The following is a 19,980-nucleotide window of genomic DNA, read 5'->3' as shown; positions in this document are numbered from 1 at the left end:
TGAACCTTAAAATAATGATGGTAAAGTTACAGTTAAATCAATTGAAACAATTGAATCAAACCCAAGTGCATCTAGTGGGAAGAGTGTAAATGAAATTGCTGGAGTTTTAAAGAGTGAAGATTATGATAAAGGCGCTGAATCTGACGAAGGAGGAATCCTAAAAGGTATATAAATCGGAAGAGAAGTCTTTTAGCTGGGTATCTCTAATATTAAGGACGGACTCGAAGAAGTCTTCGGCGTAAATCCAATCAACGGCGACAAAATTAGCAGCTATTCCCGGAGAGCCGCTTGTCAGAGTAGGAGCTAAGGTAGGCAAAGGCGCCATTAATACGGGGAAAGAAGTGGTGAGACAAGTAAAGAATGTCCTTCATCCAGACAAGGTGAAAAAAGCTGCCAAGAAAGTGTACGACGATTATATAAAGTCCCCACTGCAGAAGGGGTATACGTACTTTAAAAATTATACGAAAAAATTAGGGGATGTTAAAACATCTCTTACGTATGAAGCGGCTACACTGCTAGGCAGCATAAAAGTTCTGAAGACAGTAAGTGAAGTGGTACAGGACTTAAAGAAAGCCGCTGTTCAGATGGCGAAGAAGCTGGATGAGAAGGTTGGCGGTAAGCGTACAGGTAATGGTGCTAAAGATTTTGAAAAATCGTTAGTCAAGTTGCCACCAGCCGAGCGTGTTGCAGCTGTTAAAGCAAAAGCTCAGGAAGTTGCTAAAAATGCTAGTTGAGTAAAGGATTCAAAGTTAAGTAAGATTAATCGTAGAGAAGTATATAAAGACCCAAAAACAGGAGATTTGTATTCGGTAGATACACAGCATGGTAGGTTTGAAAAAACAAATAGCAAAGGAAAACATCTAGGGGAGGTTGATTTTGATTTTATGCCAACTAAACCTGCCGATGCATCTGGTGGTCATAATTTAAAAGTTAAATAGAAAGGATGTAGTGGGATGCTTAAGAGTGATTGGATCCCTGTAAGGGAAATTTCAGACGAGACTCAAATTTGGAGCGGGACTATAGTTAGGGTTTTTGGAGTGAATAATTCTGAAAAAGAGTTCTATGATTATATAGTGTCATTTATATATGATAATAATGACTACTTACAATTAACCTGTCTTTCACAAGGAGAAGGTGGAAATATCATTTGTGTATTGCAAACAGAACCAAGTTCCAATTATTCACTAGGGAGAGAATTAAAAAGAATGATGGATGATGGTACAGACTCTGTGTTTGTAAATTTTAATCCCGAGTGTGTTGTAAAGTAATTTGATGATAGCAGAAAAATAAAGAATTTTTATCCTATCTTAGATTAAGGAGTAAAATATGGTATACAAACTAGTGAATGATTATGAAGAAATAGAAATTCTTTTAGAAGATATTTTTACAGAAATAAATATGAGGAAAAGAATGAAAGATGTATTGCAAAATTTTAGCCTGAAAGAAGGATGTGTTGTCGAAAGAAAAGCTATTTTATTCAAAAATGATTTAGATGAAAATGATTTGGCGCAGTTTAAAATTCCTTTGGATGATTACCATGTTTTGATTGAAATTGATTCAATAGCTTCCACTATAAATGAAGATAGTCAAGCATATCTCACATTTGAAGAATTTTATAGTTATTTGGAGAGGAATATTGGAAAATATATAGTTCAAGAAGATGAAAAAAGTGCTTTATTGATAAGTGTAAAACAAGGATTAGGGATTTAGAGGATAGTATAAAATATTTTGTGCCAAAGGAAGTTTCAATAGAAAAAGAAGATCTTTTTTTGTCCTAATTAAGTCACCACAACCAATCCTAAAAAGAGATCTTTCCTATTAAATCGATTTATGATAGAAATCGTCTATGCCCTAGTGAAAAATTAAAATATTGCGGAGATTTTCCATTTACAATTGGAAACGGCAATCAATTCACTAATAGCCATAGAACTAACAGAATTTCTTGATTATGAAAATATGATCGAAAAACTGAAAGAGAAATACTAGGACCAGGTACCACGAAAGAAAAATGTGTGAATTGGTCCCTAATACGAGGACAATATGAAGAAACGTTGCTACTAAGTCGGCAACGTTTTTTAAAATTAAAAATAATAGGATGTTCTGCGCTTGGTACCTGAAACGACATCGAACTATTCGATTAATATATGTATTCCATAACGGAGCAAGACAATGTCGATCAACTATTTCAAGATAAAGGTGTCAGGCACGACAAATGATATGAGGATAAACTTCATGCAGGATTAGTTTTTGCTGACGACGATGAGTATTTCCCTGATTACCCTGAATTGATGGATAAATATTAAAAGTTGACAGCAGAAATATAGAATTTTTAAAGATAACTACTGATCAAAAGGAGAAGAAGTTTAATTTCATAAAGTATCAATACTCACAATAGTCATATAGCTAGTTGTAAAACACTTGATTGCCATTTCAGGCATCAAGTGTTTTTTATGAGTTATAGACAATGTAAAAAATGCTTATGAAATTCATAACTCATGATGGTTGTACCATCAAGGTACTTTGTTTTAATACTTGCTTTGCGAAGGAAGTATGATAAATAGGGGAGATGACAATTTATATGCAGGAGGTAGTTTCGAAGGAAGAGCTTACCTATGAAGGCATGCGGAAGGTGCTGGGCGGCAATGGCCCAGGCGGACTGGCACCATATGCCATGGCCGCGTATGATTTCTTTGCAGGGGATATTAGAACTATACTGGACCCAGAAGCAACAGTAGTTAAAAAAGCAATGGCAATTAGGTTCACCTTCTTTAAGCCTGCGAAGCTATTGGATAAGGCAGGGGATGTTATAGGTGCTGCGAGGGATGCAGGTAAGGCTGTAGATAATGTTACGGATAATAGTGTTGTTTCGGTATCTAGACAACCAGTTCAAATAATTCAAAACAGATATCTAAATGAGATTCAGCAAGGAAGAGCTTTGGATATGTTTTGGAGAATGGTCAAGTTAAGATTAGAGATCGAATTAAAGAAGTTAACTTCATCATAGATATAAATGGTAAATTAAAGATTAAACGAGGGCATTCTCATTTAGCGAAAAAAGCTGCTGGAAAATAAAAAGTTGATGCTAATGGAAATGTTAGAAAAATAACAAATGAATCAGGACACTATACTCCAACAGCTGAGTAAGCCAAAAACTATGAGCAAATTTTTAATAGTGCTGGAATAAAGACGAAAAACTCGTGGTTAGAAATATACCAATTAGAACTAACGAGCAATGGCTATGTTGATTTAGCTAAATTAAAGAAAATACAATCAACTAAATGGAAATAAAGGAGGAGAAGTTTTGACAAAAGTTACTCAAATGAATGAAGAAATTTTTTCAACAAATTTATCTAAAGCAGTTGATAAGATAAAAGAGGGTAGGGAAATTTCAAGTGATATAGTTAAATTTGTTATAGAGCCTGTGGAGGAACATGGGAAACTATTAGATGGTAGCGATGAAATGATGAAACGTCTTGTATTATCTAAAGAGAATATTGGTGATAAAAAACTACTATTAGAGGATGTGGTAGGAGTTTTAGGAGGACTTTTCCCAAAAGCTCCCATGTGGATTAATATATCTTTTATGGAGATGCAAGGAGATGTCGCCATATTCAAATTGGAAACTAGTTTACGTTTTAGAAAACCAACATTATTAAGGAATGCTGAAACAGGTCATGCACCTTTTAACGTCATTATATAAAGGTTTGTAAAGATTTTTGTGTAATCTCTTTTACAGACTCATGGGGCTTGCCAGGACCGAGTAAGTCATCGATTTATTCAATAACACATCTAAATTTATGAGTTGAATGTGAAAACCCACACGGTAGTAAAATAAAGTGGATTGAACAAAACCCTAAGAATATTCCAAATGCAATTGAAAGTGCAAGGAATAGTGGTAATGTTGGTAAAGCCATAGAGGGTAAAGTTAGAAATTATGTTTAACAAAAGTTGGAAGTAACAGGGTAGGTTTAAAATTACATAATATCCCCATCTGTAAATCAGCAGGAGATATTGATATTATGACACAACATCAAATTATTGAGTTTAAGAAGTCAATGTATGCTGTTAAAATGGATCAAATTGATAAGTGTATTAATCCAAGTAGCTCTTCATTCTTTAATTATGAGGGCAGAGAGACTGTACTGTATGTTGATGAGATTATTGATACCTCAAATCCACAAACAACTAAAATGAATCAAGAACTTAACAGCAAGGGTGTAACAGTTGTAAATTAGCTTGAAGAGTTAGGGGGAGTACTGTAGTAATGGGAATGTCATCTTTTTTATTATTTAAACGTGGAGAAAGTATTCCAGCAAATGATTTATTGAGGGATCTTAATAAAATATGTATAGAGGAGAATCTTTTCTTTGATAATGACGAAGAAACTTACGATAGAGACGGGACACTAAAATACACCCGAGTTTATATAAGTGACATACCATTTAGGGAGAATTATTCAAGAACTATTTGTTTTAGCTTATATGATGAACCGTATGAATATCAATTAGTGAGTTTTAAATGGGATGATACGAATAATGAATATTTTAAAGCAGTAGTATCTGACGATTTTGATGATAATGAAGATTTATTATTGCGATTTTCACACGCTATACTTAAGATTTATCCGGCAGCAAAAATATGGGTAGAGGAAGAATGGTTTTATACTCTAGAGGACCTAGATAAAATTACTAGCATGCCGTACCAGAGTGATTGGTGCTACAAAAATTCAAGAGGAAAAGATTTTAAAAGAGGCTAAGGAAAAATAGTTTAAAAGCAAACTATAGATATGACTTAATTTATTTAAATGATATGGGAGAGATTGGATTAGCCATTACATTATCTCAAATAAATTGAGTAACTAATTCTGGGTTTCGAGTTCAATTTAATTTAAAGATAAAGTCTTCCCTGTAAACTCGAAACAATAATTAAAAGGCAGGTTTAATAACTTATGGATAATGAAATTTATTATGTAAAAGACACCCAAGAAAAGGTCAAGAATATGGAAGCATACTACAATACTTTAGGTTATGGATATTTTTTAGAAGCCCTTAATGAATTTAAAAACGGGAAAGGATTTGGTATTGGTTATACTAGCTGTTACTTTGCAACTGAATGCACTCCGAATGATGAGGAGTACTTTGGAGATACTGGAGTAAACTTTACAACAACCCCACCAGTAACTGGTACAGAAGTACATTCAATTGTGGATTATAAGGTGTTTTTCGAATATTTACTTAAAATAGCCCAGGAGTACCTATCCATATTTCCTGAGGATAAATTAATTGTTGAAGGGGACTTAGCCCAAATCAAAAAGAGATTAGGTATTGAAATAAGGAAGTAAGAAAAGGGTGGATATACTGAGAATAAAAAGGGTTATTTATAATCAAATAGGAAGGTAGGGGACAGCAAAGACAACCAAAGATATGAATCATATGGAACTTATTGATTAATAGGAGGAGAACTTGAGGTGTATATTGAAAATTATCAAAATATCGTAGATAAGTTGAATTGTAAGGGAGCATGGACTTTTGAAGAAATAACTGAAATTAAATATAATATCGAACCAGATTATGAAGATAATTATATAACGGTACTGGATCTTACCTTTAAAGTAGAAATAATAAAAACAAAACAATGTTTTAAATTGAAAAAAAGATATTATAATGTTTCAGATTTTTCTTTAAAGAAAGTGACAAAACTTTATTTAACAAATAGTTTAATTATACATGATAAAAAAGAGTCGGGATGGGATAGCACTCAAAGGTATCACGTTCATGATGATAGCGGATATGGAGAAAATGATGGATATAAATTTATTGAATTTTATTGCAGCTCTATTGAGGCAATCTCTTTAGAGGAATTTTACTCGGCTTCAACTTGAGAGAATTTTGGGGCAATGAAAAAGTGATAGAAGTTTAATTACCTCCCTTACGGAGTAAAACAATGCCATAGCATTCTACAAATTTTAAGGAGACACTTAAGTTAGTAAAAAAGCGGCCCAGTCTATTAGAATTTTGGAGGTGTGAAATGGCCTAGACTGAAAAAGATAAAGCGGTTGCTCACACAAATAAAAACTTTACCACATTGTCATGTTTTTGAGCCTACTGGATTACCCATTATTGATGAAGCATAGCATACATATGATTTAAGTAGATAAAGAGGTAAAGCATTTTAAAATCAATGTTAACCCTGTGGAAAAAGAGGTTTTAGGAATTATAAGTCAAATAGAGCTATACCCAACTTTATTAAAAATGAATTTGGATGGGAATAAAATGATGAAGTATAAATTAAATAAAAGTGTTATTGATAATCAAGTATTTGAGGAATTCGAAGAGCAAAAGGGAGTAACTCTATTTAATCATTCAGCAAATTGCTGTAGTATAGATGATTTCTTAGCAATAGCATACACCCTCTGTCCAGATATAATAGAAATAAACGGATATATCTTTATTGCAGATTTATTTGATGCAGAAGGAGAAGCGGCGCTAGAAAGAATTAGAAGACTTGAAGAACAGTTTAATGGTGATAAGATTAAAATTGAACAATGGGTAAATAGTAGAAGCTTAGGTGATTTTTTTATTGGTAGTTATACTCGGTCAATGAAGAATGATAAAATAATGGATGAATTTGCTAAGGTATTAGTATATTTTTGGGATAAAAGGGTGAAAGAATTATTTCCCGATAAAAATATTATTATTGAAATAAGGGATGGAATTATGGGGGAATTAGGTCTTTCTATTACGATGTATGAGCAAATGTAATCGTATTTAGCTAGATAACTCAATTAATATATGAATCATCTTATTAAACGTTAAATTATTTTATGTAAATAAATAAAGGAACTATAAAAGGGGAAATTGAAGAAGCACTTATAGCTCTTAAAGAGTTTACCGTGAACTCGGTTAGGACTCCCCAATGGTTTTCATAATTACAGCACAAACGAGAAAATATAGGAACTGAAAGCACATGATTATCTATTGCGGGTAATATGTGCTTTTTCTCATATTTTTATAGCTTCATGTACATAGTTTGAAAAGATAAGGTTATTTAGTTAGCTTACTAAATGTTAAACTTTTTACAGGCATCAAACTACAAGGGAAAGAAACATGAGAAGAGAAGTTTTGGAATAGGTGGAAAATGTCCTTTATACAAACGAGATGAAAGACGTGACCAAGAAAGTGTAAGATGATTATATAAAGTCCCTGCTGCAGAAGGGGGCAGAGTGTTTGATTCTAAACTCTTGGGCTACTTTACGAATGATATAAAAAACAAGACCATCTACATGGCCAGAAAGCTGGATGAGAAGATGGATAGTAAAGATAAATCTTAATTTGATATAACAACTTTTGATAAGGCAATAAGTAAAAATGAAGGTAAATAAAAATAGCGTTTATAAGAACTCCTGCTGCTGACATAGCGAAGCAGAGAAGTTGGAAATGGAATTCAAAATTAACTAAAACAAGTGGTCGTGATTTAAAAGTGAAGTAAGGAGTAGCACCAGATGAATGAAGTAATCAAAAAGGGAATTGAGAAATATTACAGAAATAAGGACACAGAAGACTATTTAGTGAGGTGTAAAGAAAGCATAAAAATACCGCGAGAACTAAATTTGTTTGCAGAGGAGAACGACATAGAAATCATCGATATGAGCGGGGGGAAATATGGCCCTCTTCAAAATTGATTTTTGGATATGAGAAATATAAGAAAGGAGAATTTGAAGTTATCTATAGCAGTACTTTGTTGATATCTAAACTTGCTCCATTAATTTATCTTCAGCATGAATTTGAAGTTGAAAATAAGGATACGAATAGTATGTCTTCAACTCTTGATGGCTATGATACCCAACCGTATACTAGAAAGCAACAAGCGCTTGACGAATTAATTAAAAATATATTTACCCAAAAAGGATATACAATATTATCCTATGGGGAATTAAATGAAGTTATCCCTGATTTATCATTCAAGCCGCAAGTTACGATTTTTGGTCCCCAGGTAACGGTTGAATATGCTTTGTTTTTTGATCTTTTAGATTTTTGCCCAGAATAATTAGAAGATATGTTTACCCCCAATGGCGGGTGTAACCACTTAAATAATAATGGGAGTAATGTATGTAATGAATAGAAAAATGAAACTAAAAGAGTTTTTGACCAATGAAGAATATGAAGGTGTAATACAAAATGCAATTCAATATTCTGATATGTCACTTCCTGTATGGTACTTAGAAATTACAAATAAATGTCTATGTGAGTTATCGAACTTTGATTTGATTCGCTGTATTAGCCAAGATGTTTTTAAAGATTTAGCAGCGTTTGAAATTATTGAAAGGATTGATGAACAGAACACATCTTTCTATGCTGACATTGATTCAACGGAAATGATGGAAAGGTTGTCATCCATTAGTCCGGAGATACTCTCAGCACATAAGAGTAAATTAGATAGGATGATTGAAAATGTGGAAAGGAACAACTTCATAGATTTTGCAGATGTTTGCATGTCCGATGAAGAAAAGGAAATGTATAAAGGCTATGTAAACATAATAAAAAATAAAATTAAATAATATGATATAGAAAATGTAACAAGCAAGCAGGGAACGTGAAAAAACTAGATACAATCAAAAGTAGTGGGAGAGAAAGAGAGGTAGGTACTATAATAATAATTTATGATATACATAATAAAGCTTATAAGGTTGAATTTGGCGATGGGGAAGGTATGGTCAAATACCAAGGAGTTTATCTCTCAAATCAGATAAGCAAACTAAAATAATTATATAATGAAGCCTGGATTGGTTAAATGACTTTCAAGGTTTCTTTCTCTTCTTGTTATGGTCTACCTAATAACGATTTCTTTGTAGAGAAGATGAAAACTGTAGGTACTGTAAAGCCAAGTATCCCAGATGTAAAAGGCACTGAAACTACATGGATACAAGTAATAACTGATAAAAATGGTAGTTTAGTTACTACATATCCAGTTCCTGCACCAAAAAAATATTTTCATTTTTAATATATAAATTTTTAACGAGGGTTGTGGATTATGAATAAAACGAGAAGAATGAATAAACATGTAAATATAATCTATGAAAAGATTAGGGTGTGACAATCTTGTTCAATGATGAAATAAATGGTGAGTTTATGGAATTTAAAGATGTTAATGAAGGAAAATTTACATGGTGGAGCTATGTAAATATGAAATCAGATATAAAAACAGCACTTGGGTTTGCGAAATTTTTTTATCCTGATGTTTTGGAAGTCGAAGGCTGTTTTTTATTAAAAGATAAGTTTTCGGAAAAACATTTCGAAATGTGGAAGAAGGAATATCAAGGAAATAATGTTAACATAGAAAAAATGATGAACTTATATCAAGTGAGAGATTTTTTTCATATTAATGTTGAGGAAGATGAGAACTTGGAGGAGCAAATACAGGCTTTAGGAGAGGTTCTTAAAATATTTTGGTCACTTAGCTTTAAGAACAGATTCCCAAAGCGGAAGATAATAGTAAGGGTGTTTGAGGAAGAGGACGGAGAATTGTTCATTACTGTATATGAAAATGAGTAAATAATTTGATTACCTTGACTGGCTATATACCTTTCAAGGTTTTTTGTATTAATTTATATTAAAGCAGCGGACATTTGTAGGAGACAACAAAAAAATGATTTGTTTGAGAGTTGAGAAATTCTGGCGGTAATACCCTTAAGGGAGTTTATTATAATACATAAATGGTAGAAAATAGTGGTTATTTGGTCAGGTGCTTTTTATATTCCAAGGGGTTATAAGGTGAATAGCTAAGTTAACAAAAAAGGTATTATAGGAAAAGAGAGGAAGAGTATGGATGAAAATTAATAAAATTAGTTTTCCAATTTCATTACTACAAGTAAATAATGGTAAAGACGATAATATTGATATTTTTGTGGAACTAGATGATGGTTTTACCTATACTCTAGTTGTCTGTACTCCCAAAAACCTTGAAACATTAATGAAAAGAGAAAACATTGAATATCTACCTGCCATGCCTCCAATGATTATTGTTAACGAAATTACAGAGGGAAATATTAGAAAAGCGCTTGAAACTAATCTTGATAATAATGCTTATTGGTTAAAACTATACTATTTAGCAGGAGAATTCGATATGGAGGTAGTTGAAAATACATTAAATAGAATTAAATCTGAAATAGAATGGATCTTGTAAATATTAGATTTCAAGGGATTGATATTAAAGTGAAATTAGTGAGGTATCTTTAAGATAACTTCCTTTGTTTTTTGTAATTCGAAGAATTAAAAACTTATGATGAGGGCATGTGTGATATTGGTTACAATAACAAAGAAAGTCAGCTAGTTCTATTTTTTGATCTATTTAAAATGATAAAACACATGGTGATAAATAAGGGTTTCAAGTGTAGAGTTTTATACTACTTGTTCATGGGTAATAAATTTGATGTTTTTAAATCCGAACTTATACCGATTAGGATCGGTGGTATATACGTTTTCATGATCAGGGCTGGTATAGAAGTGTATTAATTTCATCTTGGCCTTTTTAGCTTATTGGTATAGGCTACCCATTACTAAATGAATCTATCTCATCAACCATTTGAGTATCTAACCCATATGATGCCCCGTATAAAGATATAAAATAGCAGTAGGATTTCATATAGCAAGTGCTGGCATCATAGCAGAAGGAGCTGCGTAGAAAGTGTAGATGAATAATAAAGTTGTTAAATTGATAACAAAGTCGTTCAAAAATCACTAAAGGGCAGATTTTGCAAAAGAATATGGTAAAATGAGGGAAAGTTCATTAAAAATCAGAGCTATATGACGGACTAGCAACCAGTCGTGAGTATATTGTTAGTTAAAATTGACGGTTATTTTCATCAATCTTTACTTACCGGAAAAAGGTGTTCTAAAAAACAGTTAAAACAAAAGTATTTACAGACTAAAGAGTTAACCTATGATGTTAAAGATTTTCCGCATATATTTTGTAGACTTTATAAATTTGAACTAATGCCTTATGACTGTAATATAGAGGTCGATTTTGTTATTGATACTGATACAAATGAAATTTATTCGCCTTCGTATTAAACTACTGGGGAGATTAATGAAATAAAAATTAAAGAACTTTATTATCTTTTTATGTACAAATATTGCATAATTTCTTCGTTTTAAACAGCTTTTAATAGTCCAATTACATATCAATGTAGCAAAACTTTTATTTATTGAATTGAAATTAAATAATTTTATTACCAATGTATAGAAAGCGAATTAAAAGAGTTAATGCGCTTAATAGATTAATAAAAGAGATGGAAGTATTTTATCCTCCAGGAGATAACTATATCCCAACACCAGAGGATGATGTAAAGATAATCATAATTGAATAAAGGGGAACAAATTGAAGAGATTAACAGTTGGTGAATCATTTGATGGTTATTTAAGGAGCTTAAAATTGCGTGACGACGTTACAAGAATGAATGATAAAGAGCTTTATTATTATATTTTTGATGAGTTTTTAGGCAATATAACAGCATATATAAGTTCTTATACGTTGGATAGATTAGAAAACGAAGGAATTATTGATAAAAATATTTATGATATTTCAAGTAACATAAGAAATGAATTATTAGAAATGGTAAATGGACCTTATTGGAATATTAATGCAATAAAAACATCAGGACAGTGGGAGCAAATATTTGAAAAACTAAAAAAACTGGATGTATTAATTCATAGGAGATGGACAGATGAGGAAATAGAATATTTGAAATCTTTATAGCATGAAGAAGCACACCCTCACCTGAATACAATAAAATCATAATGTCTTGACTAGTAAGGTTAATGGGAATATTGAAATCACTTGTCACAAGGCAACTTGTCAGAGTGGTAACGATGTTATGGTTCAATTTAAAAAAGGTTTACCAAACATTAATATAACGGAAGTATAAATATCAGATGGGTAGAATGTGGAGGAGATTTAGGATGAACTTTTATAAAAATCGCAATATAGAGGATTTCTTCACTTCCTTAGAAAAGGTCTCTTATCCAATGAAACCATGTAGTAAGGATGATATATCAAAATTAGTAAAATTGTCTCCAACTCGAACACTACCTAAAATCTATTTGGATTTTATGAATAAAGCTGGTAATGGAATTGAATTTTTAGTTGGTACGGATTATTCCATGGGGGATATTTTTGATTTAAAAGAGGGAGCTATTGAACTTTTAGAGGAAAATAACTCCGCAAGAAAAATTGCAGATGATCAATTTATATTTATGATGCACCAAGGATATATGTTCTGGTTTTTTTATTTAAATGATGGCGACGATCCAGCGGTATATTGTTATGATGAAAGTATAGAATCAGATGATTTTAATAAGGTCAGTGATACTTTATCAGATTTTATAATCTCCTTATATGATTGGTGAAAGAGTCTAAATAATAAATTTTTTTAAATTAATAATTACTTAATTATTTCAAAAAAGCTTATTCTAATTCTAACGATAAAAAGGAATAAGCTTTTTAAATTGCCTGTTATCACTGCAGCAATTGGTATGAAAACGGCCGGTAAAGAGACAGCAATATTAATTTACGAAGGAGGGAATTAACTATGGTGTTATTGAATGCTCCCATTGTTCCGTGGGAAAAAATGGGTGGAATAAAACTTTATAGTCATATCAGCGATTTTTATGAAATTATTAATAATCTCGATGATACTGATGCTTTATTGGGAAAATCTCTTGTAAGATATGAGATTAGAGATGAAGTTGACTTGTGGTTTAATTTATTCAATGGGAAGTTATTTAAAATTACTGCCCTAAAAAATTATACTGGAAAGTTATTTGATGTCATTCATATTGGTATGCCTATTGACGAGGTGTTAGAAATAGAGCCAAGCTTTGAATACGACGATTTTGAAGAAGTATATTGTAGTCCTAAAGGGATTTATATTGAGACTGACCCTGTTGAAAACACTGTGTTATGGATTTCGGTATACATTAGAGAAATTGATAACGAGAACTTTGATAAAGGGGACTGGTGATAAGATAAGGCCTTGATTAGATTCATGCTTTTTAAAATTTTTGCTGGTGGGGCTACCGAATGACATGTCTAATTTAATTGAGAGATTCTTAAAGGATGAAATATCGTCTCAAGAATTATAAGATTCTCTTAATGATTTTGTGACATCTTTTCACATTAATGAACATGTTAAGAAATAAGGCTTTGCAATAAGAGAATAATACAGTTTGAAGTAAACGGAAAAATCTAAGGTTAGATGAAATAAAATTAAAATTTATGAAGGAGTAGAAAATGAGCTTGGAGATGAAACCTGAAATCAAGAAAGTTTTAGAAAAAATCGAATTTATTAACCGGTATAAAGTATTGTCTGAACAATTTAGGGGAAATCCGAATGATATAAATGATAGATTAGGTAATTATGACATAGAAAAGGTTAATGAAATATTTATAAAGTTAGGATATGAAGCAGCCTTTGATAACAAAGAGAGATTTTTTAAGGTAGGGGTTGTAGATAATTCTTCGGATTATATGGTATGGTTCAATGTGAATTTAGAATATGGAATGACGGAGTTTATTTGGGTTGTTTATCATAAAAATGAAGTAAGATTGGGGAGCCCGTGGAGTGTTTACTCTAGATCATTAATCGATTCAAGTGTAAGAATAAAAAAGCCGGTCTATCGAAATTATGAAGAATTAGAAGAGATATTAAAAACGGCATTTTTAATGTATGAAGATTTCAAATTTGAATTAATCAATTTGTATAATGAGCATTAATAAGTAGATATCTCATCACCAAAAGTTGGGGATAATAAAATTAATGTCCTATTTCCAAACGTAATAGAAGGATTTGGGGGACATCATTTCAGTAGCGGAATCCATGTCCTTTGATGAATTTGATTTTATTATTTGTCTCTTCCATTAAATTGAGGTGGAAAATGAATGTACGAAAAAGTAGACGTAGTATTATCTGAAAATAGTGCAGATAATTATTTTTATGACGATGAATTTCTGTATGTGCAAGAATTGATGAAGGATTTTACTAATAATGATTGGGAGAAACTCATCCGAAGGTTAAAAGATAAAGGTGATAAATATAAAATTCGATTAGCCTACTGTATAGATAAGGGTAACGGAGTATATGGATTTAATTTATTGCTAGATCTACTTAATGAGAGTGATGAGGTGGCTGAATATGCAATAGATTCTTTACGTTCTTTTGATGATGAAGAGTATAGAAAATTAATTGTGTCTAATAAGAAAATAAAGACCAAAGTAGAGAAATTACAGGAAAACGCCAGTTTACCTATTGAAAGGATGTTAGCAGCATTTTTGCAACAAAACAAATTATAAAAAGTCGCTAATATTATTAAACTTGAAAATATACAGAAGTACTTGATTGTATTTTGGACAGCAAGTGCTTTTTGTTTTGATAAAACTTATCAACATATGGAGAAATGTAGAAAGTGCTGGAAGTAAACGGGTACTCTGGTACATCAGGTGAGGGAGATCAGCTACCAAGTTGTATTTGATTTCTTACGGAAAACATCAGGACCGTATTGGTTCCAAAAGCTGTAGACAGTATAGCGGATGCTCTAGGTAGCGTGAAAGATAGTGGCAAGAAAGTTGATAATGGTAAGGTTACGATTGATTATGTAGAGGAAGCAGGTAGCCTTGGTATTGAACATTATAACGAAAAGCTACATGCTACCTGGTATATAACATAATATGGAGGAATTCGATAGTGAAGTTAACAAGGGAAAAAGCAGAACAACTGGCGCTTGATTATGTAAATAAAGATAAGAATAAAAACTTCAAATTAGAACTAATTGAGGTGGGGGTATCTAAAATTTCTATGAAATATTGGGCTGCTACTTTTGAAGTTAGAACTTTAGAAGAAGATATGTTAGAGGGGCCTTTACTTATACTTGTTGATGATGATTTAGAAAAAGCGATGAGTTTAGATGAGGCTGTTGAATCACATATAGCTAATAGAGGGAAATAAGGCTGCCTTTCCGAAAGCAAATTGAATGACAAGTAATTACCCACAAATGAAAAGGACTTTAATTACATACGAGGGAAAAGGAGCACACTCTATGAATCTAGTAGATAAAATCAATAGCGGCAACTGTTTGGTTGATGAATTAGAAAATTTATTAGTTGAAAAGTGTAGATTTGAAATAGAGTCATATCGTTTATAAAAAAGCTGTACCGTTTAAAATAAAGTTATACTGTTTGAAAAAAGGGAGCACCTTTTTACCCCTTTAAATTATAGTTGACGAAAGGAGTGCTTTATGAAAAGACTTGCTTTAATTTTTTGTTTAATTTGTTTAAGCGCTTGTTCAAAAGAAGTTTCTTCAATTAACGGTGAAATAACTAATATAGAAAAGGACACCTTGGAAATAATTTGTTCAAATTATGTTACAAGAGAAAAAAACATTAAAAGTAATGATGACATTGGTTATTCTTGTAAAGTAAAAATAACAGATGACACCTTAATCAAGTCTGATAATGGTGAAGAAATAACAATTAACGATTTACAACAAAATGATGTTGTTAGTGTTTTTCTCAAAGAACAGAAAAAATTGACTGAAGATATAAACAGTCGGATTTTAGAAGCAAAAGAAATTACTTTAATAGAGAATAGATAATAAAAGCCAAAAAGCAGAGGGGAAAAGGGTAATGAAGTCACTCCCCAACAATCGTTCGTGTTTATGGAGTAATGCAGGTAGAAAATGATCAAACTTTTTATGAAAATGATACATTGTTTCGCAAAGAATTAACCCGTTTTGAACAGATTTTTTTCAAAAAGGGCTCTTTTAATTTAACTTAAAATATGGGTCTGTGGGTTGTTTTTAATCAAACTTTATTCTAAAGCTACAAAAAGAATCCTATAATTTTATACCATGTTATGGCCACTAATGGTAAGCAGGGAGTATACAACGAAAATGTGATAAAAAAACTATACGATTTGTCTTTAAAACGGAACACATAAGATAAACTATTAGGATATTATAAGATTGGTGATCTAGCAATTGTAACTCTACAAAAGCTAGGTGAAAATATGGAGGACATTTTCATGTATCAAACCTTAGATGACTTTGATAGGAAATTACTCTTACAATTAGCCGCAGAAATTGGCTGGTAAAATTTAAAGAAACTGCGGTGAAAAGTCAAAAAGATAAAATAGCGAGTTATAGGGGGTAACCCTCTTCGGAATACTTTTCACTGATAGCCAATTAGAGTATTACGGATTTTTGGCATTATAACACAACGCTAAAGCACTTGATTGTTTAATAAGCAATTAGTGCTTTTTCTTCTAAGAGAAGATACTAAAATATGGGGAATTATTCTACGCCACACGGATGAGCAACATATGCCAAGTATGCATTTGATTTTTTCCTATGGAAGACACAAGCTTATAGTTGAAGATATGAGAAAAATAACTAAATAGGGTGGGAAAAGATGTTCAAAATTAGTTATAAAATATTTGAAAATGAGAATGTAGAGGAAATGGAGCTCAACGGGGCAGATGGGTATTTTCAATTTAAAATTGATAATGAAACTTACGGCATTTTCATACCCGAAAATATCGATGAATTTTCGGTATCTATTTATTGGTGGTTATATTATCTTTTAAAAGCGATATTAATGTTGAAGACGGAAAGCTATACCTTAATTAGTGATATTGAAAAACCAAAGATTTGGATTGAACTAAAAAAAGAAAAAAATATAGTGAAAATAAGTAAAGTTACTGCTGATAAACCTGAAGGAAGTGGGGCAATAGAAATGAAAGAAATGCCTAATTTAATTTATCAGTATTGGAAGGATAAACAGGTTAGTTATGGGGATCTCAAAACAGAGGCAGTGAATAAGACCAAACTATATATCGAAGAATTAAGAGTGTTAAATAATAAGGATAATAAAGATATTTTGAATTTGGAAAATTTGATACTAGAAATAGAAAAATAAATTGTAAAATACGCCTGTTTTGATCTGACAGTAGTCGGAGCAATTTAGTGACAGTTATGCCTGGGTAATAAAATAGTGGATAAAGGAAGCGAAAAGCGTGAAGCTAATCGGTAGTAAAACAGAACAAGATATGAGAAAACAGCTTGTGAAATCGAATAAAGCACTTTTCAATAGTGAAGATAATAAAAAATTACTTGAAGTGATAAGAAGTTTATATCCAGAAATGAAAGTAGCTTATATTATTGATTGGATCCCTGAGCAAGGTGAGGATATTTATAAGTTATTAATCAATGAAAATATTATCTTGGAGATAGAGTTAGATCGATTTAATGAGGAAATAGAGCCAATTATTAAAGTTGAATCTATTACTCACTATTTACAAGGTCTAAGTAAGCAAAAACAAATTAAATTGGCAGTAGCTCTTGAATTAGCAAAACAAGATGTAAAAGATACAGATTAATATTTTGTCTTACTTTGAAGGGCTTTATATACCTTTCAAGGTTTTGGTTCAGTTGAGAGGAAAAAGATAAAATGATAAAGAAGGTACCAGAAGAGTTTATAGAGAAAGGCTTCCAATATCCAGAATCATACACCAAAATTATTGAGCTGAATTTAGTTGACTTTGATTACTGGTATATGATGAGTGAAGAACAAGCCTTAAAGAGATTAGCAGGTTTAAGGCAAAGATATCCTGAACGATATTTAGTACCGTTCGCTAGAAGAGACGACGATGATGATATTGCCTGTTTTGATGTAAGGGAGCCTGAAAAGGTTCAAATAATTCATGACTTTGCATCGCGTGGCTATGAACAGAGAAGAACTTATGAGGACATATGGGAATGGCTGCAAGAAGCGGTTAATGAGCTTATAGAGCGTAACAGATAAACAATCCTGGGGTGGTGATAACTATTAACTATCGAGAGTTGAGTAAAGAAGTGTCTTATGCATTAAGACATGCACCTTCCGAATACGGCTTGGTTTTGGACGAAAATGGGTGGGTGGATGTTCAAGAGCTTCTTAAAGCACTAAAAGAAAATAATAAATGGGCATCTATAGAGCTTAACGATTTACTAAGCATGATACAAGCCGCTGACAAGAAACGTCACGAACTAGTTGGCGGAAAGATTAGAGCCTTATATGGCCATACAATACCTTCCCCTATAAAAAAAGAAATAGCAGAGCCTCCAGAGCATTTATATCATGGAACAGCTAGGCGGTTTGTTGAGTCGATTAAGGAAAAAGGATTGTTACCACAGGAAAGACAATATGTTCATTTGTCGGTAGATGAAAATACTGCTTATGAAGTAGGAAAGAGAAGAGACGAAAAACCTGTTATATTAAGAATTAAAGCTAAGCTGGCATTTATGAATGGTATTTCCTTTTACAAAGGGAATGCTGATGTTTGGTTATCAGATTCAATTAATAGTGAATATATTGAATTCCATTAAATTACGCGTTATATAATTACAATTGGAAAAAAGCATTTAATGAAAAGGTAGAATGGTTAATGAGTTACGCTAAAGCACTTGATTGTTTAATAAGCAACAGGGGCTTTTTGTTTTAAGAGAGGATACTGAACTCAGGGGAATTATTTTAGGCTGCAATGCCCGGGCAGAAGGAAGGCATGGATTGGGGCAGTCCAGTTACCTGGTATCCATAAAGGAGTTGCTGATAATTGGAAATATTTAACCGTGTAGAGATAATAGAACGTTTAAAATTACATCGAGTTTGGATTGAATCTATAGGGAAGCGAGGGGAAAAGCTGGGCGTTGATGAAATAGATTTCCGAGACTTTGATCTAACAGGATATCCTTTAGACCAAGCATTTTTGACAGAATGTAAATTTGACGGGATGAATCTATGTAATATGGACATGTCCTCATCATTGTTGTGTTCATCAACATTTAAAAATACAAATTTAGTAAATGCTGATTTCTATAAGGCCAATGTTTCTTATGTCAACTTTACAAATGCAAATCTTCAAAACACAAGATTTGCTAGAACTGATTGTATTGAAACTATATTTAATAATGCAAATTTAAGCAATGCAATATTAGTGGGCGCTCTTTTTGATGAAGTAGATTTCCGCAATGCTAATCTTCAAAATGCTGATGTAAGCAAATCGACATTTGAAAAAGTTTTGCTGAAAGGAGCTAAACTAACAGGGGTTCGAGGGTTAGAAGAGGCGTTTATTAAAAGCATCAATATCGGAACTGTAGAAAAACCAATCATTCTAACAGATGAAGAAGCTATAAAATGGTTGCAAAATAAAAGCTTAGATAATGAATAGGAGTATACAAATTAATGTTTAAGGAAAAGCAACATCAGCATACTAAGTGGTTCCTGGATGGAGATTTAAAATTACGACAACAAGATTTTGGAGATGGGCGAATAGGTATTTGGGTTTTGCTTCATAATGTTAACGTTTGTTTTACAATGCTCATGTTTGATTTTATTGAATGGTGTCAGGAGATGGATATAAATTTAGAGGTTGATAAAAGCTGGAATGACCATAGGGGTTTTGTGGTTGGGAGTAAGGATCTGGTGTTGTTTAGGTCAGAAATAAAAAGGTTCATAGACATAAACAATTTAAAGCCTGGTGAAGATGATGAGAAATTCTCTGAAGACGAGTGGTATTCATAAGATAGTATGAGATATTTTCCATGATGTGATGAAGCTGCCCAGTGGATTCATTATTCAACAAATAACATATATGCTCTATTAAACATAAAAGTCTTAAAAGCATATAAGGACAAAATCAATAATATCTAACCTATTACATAGCAGAAGAGAATGAAGAAGCCTGAGGTAGAACAAAACTAGGACCTGTTCGCTGAATGAGCAAAGGTGAGAGAGAATTAAAGAAAACATCGATTGTTATATAGAATGGCTGCCTTTTTCCGATTGTTAATAAGAATTAAGAAGAAAGGCCCATCGTAGTAATACTAACGGGCTTATTAAACCGTGAATATCATTCTTGTCATTTTTCATTTCTTTCTTTTTGTTATACTAGTG

Annotated in this window: 31 protein-coding genes; all 31 read left to right on the top strand. The window is 32.1% G+C overall.

Features of this window, described 5'->3' with window-relative positions:
• Positions 1 to 344: 344 nt before the first annotated feature.
• The 31 genes from BOD01S_RS23545 to BOD01S_RS11855 all read left to right on the top strand — a co-directional run bounded on the left by BOD01S_RS23545 (position 345) and on the right by BOD01S_RS11855 (position 19,608).
• Positions 345 to 734, top strand: coding sequence for a hypothetical protein (locus BOD01S_RS23545; RefSeq protein WP_036153577.1), 390 nt, complete (start codon positions 345 to 347; stop codon positions 732 to 734).
• Positions 735 to 758: 24 nt separating this feature from the next.
• The gene (locus BOD01S_RS23540) at positions 759 to 938 is read left to right on the top strand and encodes a colicin E3/pyocin S6 family cytotoxin (protein WP_081977916.1); all 180 of its coding nucleotides are present in this window, start codon (positions 759 to 761) and stop codon (positions 936 to 938) included.
• A gap of 15 nt (positions 939 to 953) precedes the next feature.
• The gene (locus BOD01S_RS11990; RefSeq protein WP_036153580.1) at positions 954 to 1,268 is read left to right on the top strand and encodes a hypothetical protein; all 315 of its coding nucleotides are present in this window, start codon (positions 954 to 956) and stop codon (positions 1,266 to 1,268) included.
• A gap of 58 nt (positions 1,269 to 1,326) precedes the next feature.
• A complete protein-coding gene (locus tag BOD01S_RS11985; RefSeq protein WP_036153581.1) occupies positions 1,327 to 1,710 on the top strand; it encodes a hypothetical protein in 384 nt (127 codons plus the stop codon).
• A gap of 856 nt (positions 1,711 to 2,566) precedes the next feature.
• Positions 2,567 to 3,004: a hypothetical protein gene (locus BOD01S_RS11980; RefSeq protein WP_156117019.1), complete on the top strand. Its 438-nt coding sequence runs from the start codon at positions 2,567 to 2,569 to the stop codon at positions 3,002 to 3,004.
• A 297-nt stretch (positions 3,005 to 3,301) separates the two neighbouring features.
• Positions 3,302 to 3,700: a hypothetical protein gene (locus BOD01S_RS11975; RefSeq protein WP_036153585.1), complete on the top strand. Its 399-nt coding sequence runs from the start codon at positions 3,302 to 3,304 to the stop codon at positions 3,698 to 3,700.
• A gap of 319 nt (positions 3,701 to 4,019) precedes the next feature.
• Entirely contained in the window at positions 4,020 to 4,235 is a 216-nt protein-coding gene (locus BOD01S_RS11970) for a hypothetical protein (RefSeq protein WP_036153586.1), read from the top strand.
• A gap of 29 nt (positions 4,236 to 4,264) precedes the next feature.
• A complete protein-coding gene (locus BOD01S_RS11965; protein WP_036153588.1) occupies positions 4,265 to 4,756 on the top strand; it encodes a hypothetical protein in 492 nt (163 codons plus the stop codon).
• A 192-nt stretch (positions 4,757 to 4,948) separates the two neighbouring features.
• Complete coding sequence (gene cdiI, locus BOD01S_RS11960; protein ID WP_036153589.1) at positions 4,949 to 5,341, top strand: ribonuclease toxin immunity protein CdiI; 393 nt, start codon at positions 4,949 to 4,951, stop codon at positions 5,339 to 5,341.
• A gap of 126 nt (positions 5,342 to 5,467) precedes the next feature.
• Entirely contained in the window at positions 5,468 to 5,881 is a 414-nt protein-coding gene (locus tag BOD01S_RS11955) for a hypothetical protein (RefSeq protein WP_036153592.1), read from the top strand.
• A gap of 310 nt (positions 5,882 to 6,191) precedes the next feature.
• Positions 6,192 to 6,761, top strand: a complete 570-nt coding sequence (locus BOD01S_RS11950) for a hypothetical protein (protein ID WP_052124792.1) — start codon at positions 6,192 to 6,194, stop codon at positions 6,759 to 6,761.
• A gap of 740 nt (positions 6,762 to 7,501) precedes the next feature.
• Positions 7,502 to 7,681, top strand: coding sequence for a hypothetical protein (locus BOD01S_RS11945; protein WP_036153595.1), 180 nt, complete (start codon positions 7,502 to 7,504; stop codon positions 7,679 to 7,681).
• Positions 7,678 to 8,046 carry a hypothetical protein gene (locus BOD01S_RS11940; RefSeq protein ID WP_036153603.1) on the top strand — a complete coding sequence of 123 codons (369 nt, stop codon included), beginning with the start codon at positions 7,678 to 7,680 and terminating at the stop codon, positions 8,044 to 8,046. Before BOD01S_RS11945 ends, BOD01S_RS11940 begins: the two co-directional genes overlap by 4 nt.
• Before the next feature lie 67 nt (positions 8,047 to 8,113).
• The gene (locus BOD01S_RS11935; RefSeq protein WP_233153134.1) at positions 8,114 to 8,557 is read left to right on the top strand and encodes a contact-dependent growth inhibition system immunity protein; all 444 of its coding nucleotides are present in this window, start codon (positions 8,114 to 8,116) and stop codon (positions 8,555 to 8,557) included.
• A 35-nt stretch (positions 8,558 to 8,592) separates the two neighbouring features.
• Complete coding sequence (locus BOD01S_RS22960) at positions 8,593 to 8,763, top strand: hypothetical protein (protein WP_156117020.1); 171 nt, start codon at positions 8,593 to 8,595, stop codon at positions 8,761 to 8,763.
• A 335-nt stretch (positions 8,764 to 9,098) separates the two neighbouring features.
• The gene (locus BOD01S_RS11930; RefSeq protein ID WP_036153606.1) at positions 9,099 to 9,551 is read left to right on the top strand and encodes a hypothetical protein; all 453 of its coding nucleotides are present in this window, start codon (positions 9,099 to 9,101) and stop codon (positions 9,549 to 9,551) included.
• A 274-nt stretch (positions 9,552 to 9,825) separates the two neighbouring features.
• Positions 9,826 to 10,182: a hypothetical protein gene (locus tag BOD01S_RS11925; RefSeq protein ID WP_036153607.1), complete on the top strand. Its 357-nt coding sequence runs from the start codon at positions 9,826 to 9,828 to the stop codon at positions 10,180 to 10,182.
• Positions 10,183 to 11,376: 1,194 nt separating this feature from the next.
• On the top strand, positions 11,377 to 11,754 hold the full coding sequence (locus BOD01S_RS11915) for a hypothetical protein (protein WP_036153611.1): 378 nt from the start codon (positions 11,377 to 11,379) through the stop codon (positions 11,752 to 11,754).
• 203 nt (positions 11,755 to 11,957) lie between these two features.
• A complete protein-coding gene (locus BOD01S_RS11910) occupies positions 11,958 to 12,404 on the top strand; it encodes an SMI1/KNR4 family protein (protein ID WP_036153613.1) in 447 nt (148 codons plus the stop codon).
• A 182-nt stretch (positions 12,405 to 12,586) separates the two neighbouring features.
• Entirely contained in the window at positions 12,587 to 13,018 is a 432-nt protein-coding gene (locus tag BOD01S_RS11905) for a hypothetical protein (RefSeq protein ID WP_036153615.1), read from the top strand.
• Positions 13,019 to 13,287: 269 nt separating this feature from the next.
• On the top strand, positions 13,288 to 13,770 hold the full coding sequence (locus BOD01S_RS11900) for a hypothetical protein (protein WP_036153618.1): 483 nt from the start codon (positions 13,288 to 13,290) through the stop codon (positions 13,768 to 13,770).
• A 165-nt stretch (positions 13,771 to 13,935) separates the two neighbouring features.
• A complete protein-coding gene (locus tag BOD01S_RS11895; protein WP_036153621.1) occupies positions 13,936 to 14,346 on the top strand; it encodes a hypothetical protein in 411 nt (136 codons plus the stop codon).
• A gap of 251 nt (positions 14,347 to 14,597) precedes the next feature.
• A complete protein-coding gene (locus tag BOD01S_RS23840) occupies positions 14,598 to 14,720 on the top strand; it encodes a hypothetical protein (protein WP_280520959.1) in 123 nt (40 codons plus the stop codon).
• 17 nt (positions 14,721 to 14,737) lie between these two features.
• Positions 14,738 to 14,998: a hypothetical protein gene (locus BOD01S_RS11890; protein WP_036153623.1), complete on the top strand. Its 261-nt coding sequence runs from the start codon at positions 14,738 to 14,740 to the stop codon at positions 14,996 to 14,998.
• Between the two features lie 289 nt (positions 14,999 to 15,287).
• Positions 15,288 to 15,644 (top strand): hypothetical protein, encoded by a 357-nt coding sequence (locus BOD01S_RS11885; protein ID WP_036153625.1) that lies wholly within the window; start codon positions 15,288 to 15,290, stop codon positions 15,642 to 15,644.
• Between the two features lie 814 nt (positions 15,645 to 16,458).
• Positions 16,459 to 16,965 carry a hypothetical protein gene (locus BOD01S_RS11880; RefSeq protein WP_036153628.1) on the top strand — a complete coding sequence of 169 codons (507 nt, stop codon included), beginning with the start codon at positions 16,459 to 16,461 and terminating at the stop codon, positions 16,963 to 16,965.
• A 97-nt stretch (positions 16,966 to 17,062) separates the two neighbouring features.
• Positions 17,063 to 17,425 (top strand): hypothetical protein, encoded by a 363-nt coding sequence (locus tag BOD01S_RS11875; RefSeq protein ID WP_036153631.1) that lies wholly within the window; start codon positions 17,063 to 17,065, stop codon positions 17,423 to 17,425.
• A gap of 71 nt (positions 17,426 to 17,496) precedes the next feature.
• Positions 17,497 to 17,850, top strand: a complete 354-nt coding sequence (locus tag BOD01S_RS11870) for a hypothetical protein (protein WP_052124793.1) — start codon at positions 17,497 to 17,499, stop codon at positions 17,848 to 17,850.
• 23 nt (positions 17,851 to 17,873) lie between these two features.
• A complete protein-coding gene (locus tag BOD01S_RS11865; protein ID WP_036154060.1) occupies positions 17,874 to 18,413 on the top strand; it encodes an RNA 2'-phosphotransferase in 540 nt (179 codons plus the stop codon).
• A gap of 227 nt (positions 18,414 to 18,640) precedes the next feature.
• The gene (locus BOD01S_RS11860) at positions 18,641 to 19,255 is read left to right on the top strand and encodes a pentapeptide repeat-containing protein (protein ID WP_081977918.1); all 615 of its coding nucleotides are present in this window, start codon (positions 18,641 to 18,643) and stop codon (positions 19,253 to 19,255) included.
• 14 nt (positions 19,256 to 19,269) lie between these two features.
• Positions 19,270 to 19,608 (top strand): hypothetical protein, encoded by a 339-nt coding sequence (locus BOD01S_RS11855; protein WP_036153633.1) that lies wholly within the window; start codon positions 19,270 to 19,272, stop codon positions 19,606 to 19,608.
• The last annotated feature ends 372 nt before the right edge of the window (positions 19,609 to 19,980 follow it).

The organism is Lysinibacillus odysseyi 34hs-1 = NBRC 100172 (genome assembly GCF_001591965.1).
Lineage (GTDB): Bacteria > Bacillota > Bacilli > Bacillales_A > Planococcaceae > Lysinibacillus_B > Lysinibacillus_B odysseyi.
Note: the sequence above shows the minus strand (reverse complement) of the source record. Positions and strands in the feature narration are given on the sequence as shown.

Excerpts from the sequence above, each read along its gene's own strand:
- BOD01S_RS11990 (WP_036153580.1), top strand. The coding sequence starts at position 954 with ATGCTTAAGAGTGATTGGATCCCTGTAAGGGAAATTTCAGACGAGACT.
- BOD01S_RS11985 (WP_036153581.1), top strand. The coding sequence starts at position 1,327 with ATGGTATACAAACTAGTGAATGATTATGAAGAAATAGAAATTCTTTTA.
- BOD01S_RS11980 (WP_156117019.1), top strand. The coding sequence starts at position 2,567 with ATGACAATTTATATGCAGGAGGTAGTTTCGAAGGAAGAGCTTACCTAT.
- BOD01S_RS11970 (WP_036153586.1), top strand. The coding sequence starts at position 4,020 with ATGACACAACATCAAATTATTGAGTTTAAGAAGTCAATGTATGCTGTT.
- BOD01S_RS11965 (WP_036153588.1), top strand. The coding sequence starts at position 4,265 with ATGGGAATGTCATCTTTTTTATTATTTAAACGTGGAGAAAGTATTCCA.
- cdiI (WP_036153589.1), top strand. The coding sequence starts at position 4,949 with ATGGATAATGAAATTTATTATGTAAAAGACACCCAAGAAAAGGTCAAG.
- BOD01S_RS11945 (WP_036153595.1), top strand. The coding sequence starts at position 7,502 with ATGAATGAAGTAATCAAAAAGGGAATTGAGAAATATTACAGAAATAAG.
- BOD01S_RS11935 (WP_233153134.1), top strand. The coding sequence starts at position 8,114 with ATGAATAGAAAAATGAAACTAAAAGAGTTTTTGACCAATGAAGAATAT.
- BOD01S_RS11925 (WP_036153607.1), top strand. The coding sequence starts at position 9,826 with ATGAAAATTAATAAAATTAGTTTTCCAATTTCATTACTACAAGTAAAT.
- BOD01S_RS11910 (WP_036153613.1), top strand. The coding sequence starts at position 11,958 with ATGAACTTTTATAAAAATCGCAATATAGAGGATTTCTTCACTTCCTTA.
- BOD01S_RS11905 (WP_036153615.1), top strand. The coding sequence starts at position 12,587 with ATGGTGTTATTGAATGCTCCCATTGTTCCGTGGGAAAAAATGGGTGGA.
- BOD01S_RS11900 (WP_036153618.1), top strand. The coding sequence starts at position 13,288 with ATGAGCTTGGAGATGAAACCTGAAATCAAGAAAGTTTTAGAAAAAATC.
- BOD01S_RS11895 (WP_036153621.1), top strand. The coding sequence starts at position 13,936 with ATGTACGAAAAAGTAGACGTAGTATTATCTGAAAATAGTGCAGATAAT.
- BOD01S_RS11885 (WP_036153625.1), top strand. The coding sequence starts at position 15,288 with ATGAAAAGACTTGCTTTAATTTTTTGTTTAATTTGTTTAAGCGCTTGT.
- BOD01S_RS11880 (WP_036153628.1), top strand. The coding sequence starts at position 16,459 with ATGTTCAAAATTAGTTATAAAATATTTGAAAATGAGAATGTAGAGGAA.
- BOD01S_RS11870 (WP_052124793.1), top strand. The coding sequence starts at position 17,497 with ATGATAAAGAAGGTACCAGAAGAGTTTATAGAGAAAGGCTTCCAATAT.
- BOD01S_RS11855 (WP_036153633.1), top strand. The coding sequence starts at position 19,270 with ATGTTTAAGGAAAAGCAACATCAGCATACTAAGTGGTTCCTGGATGGA.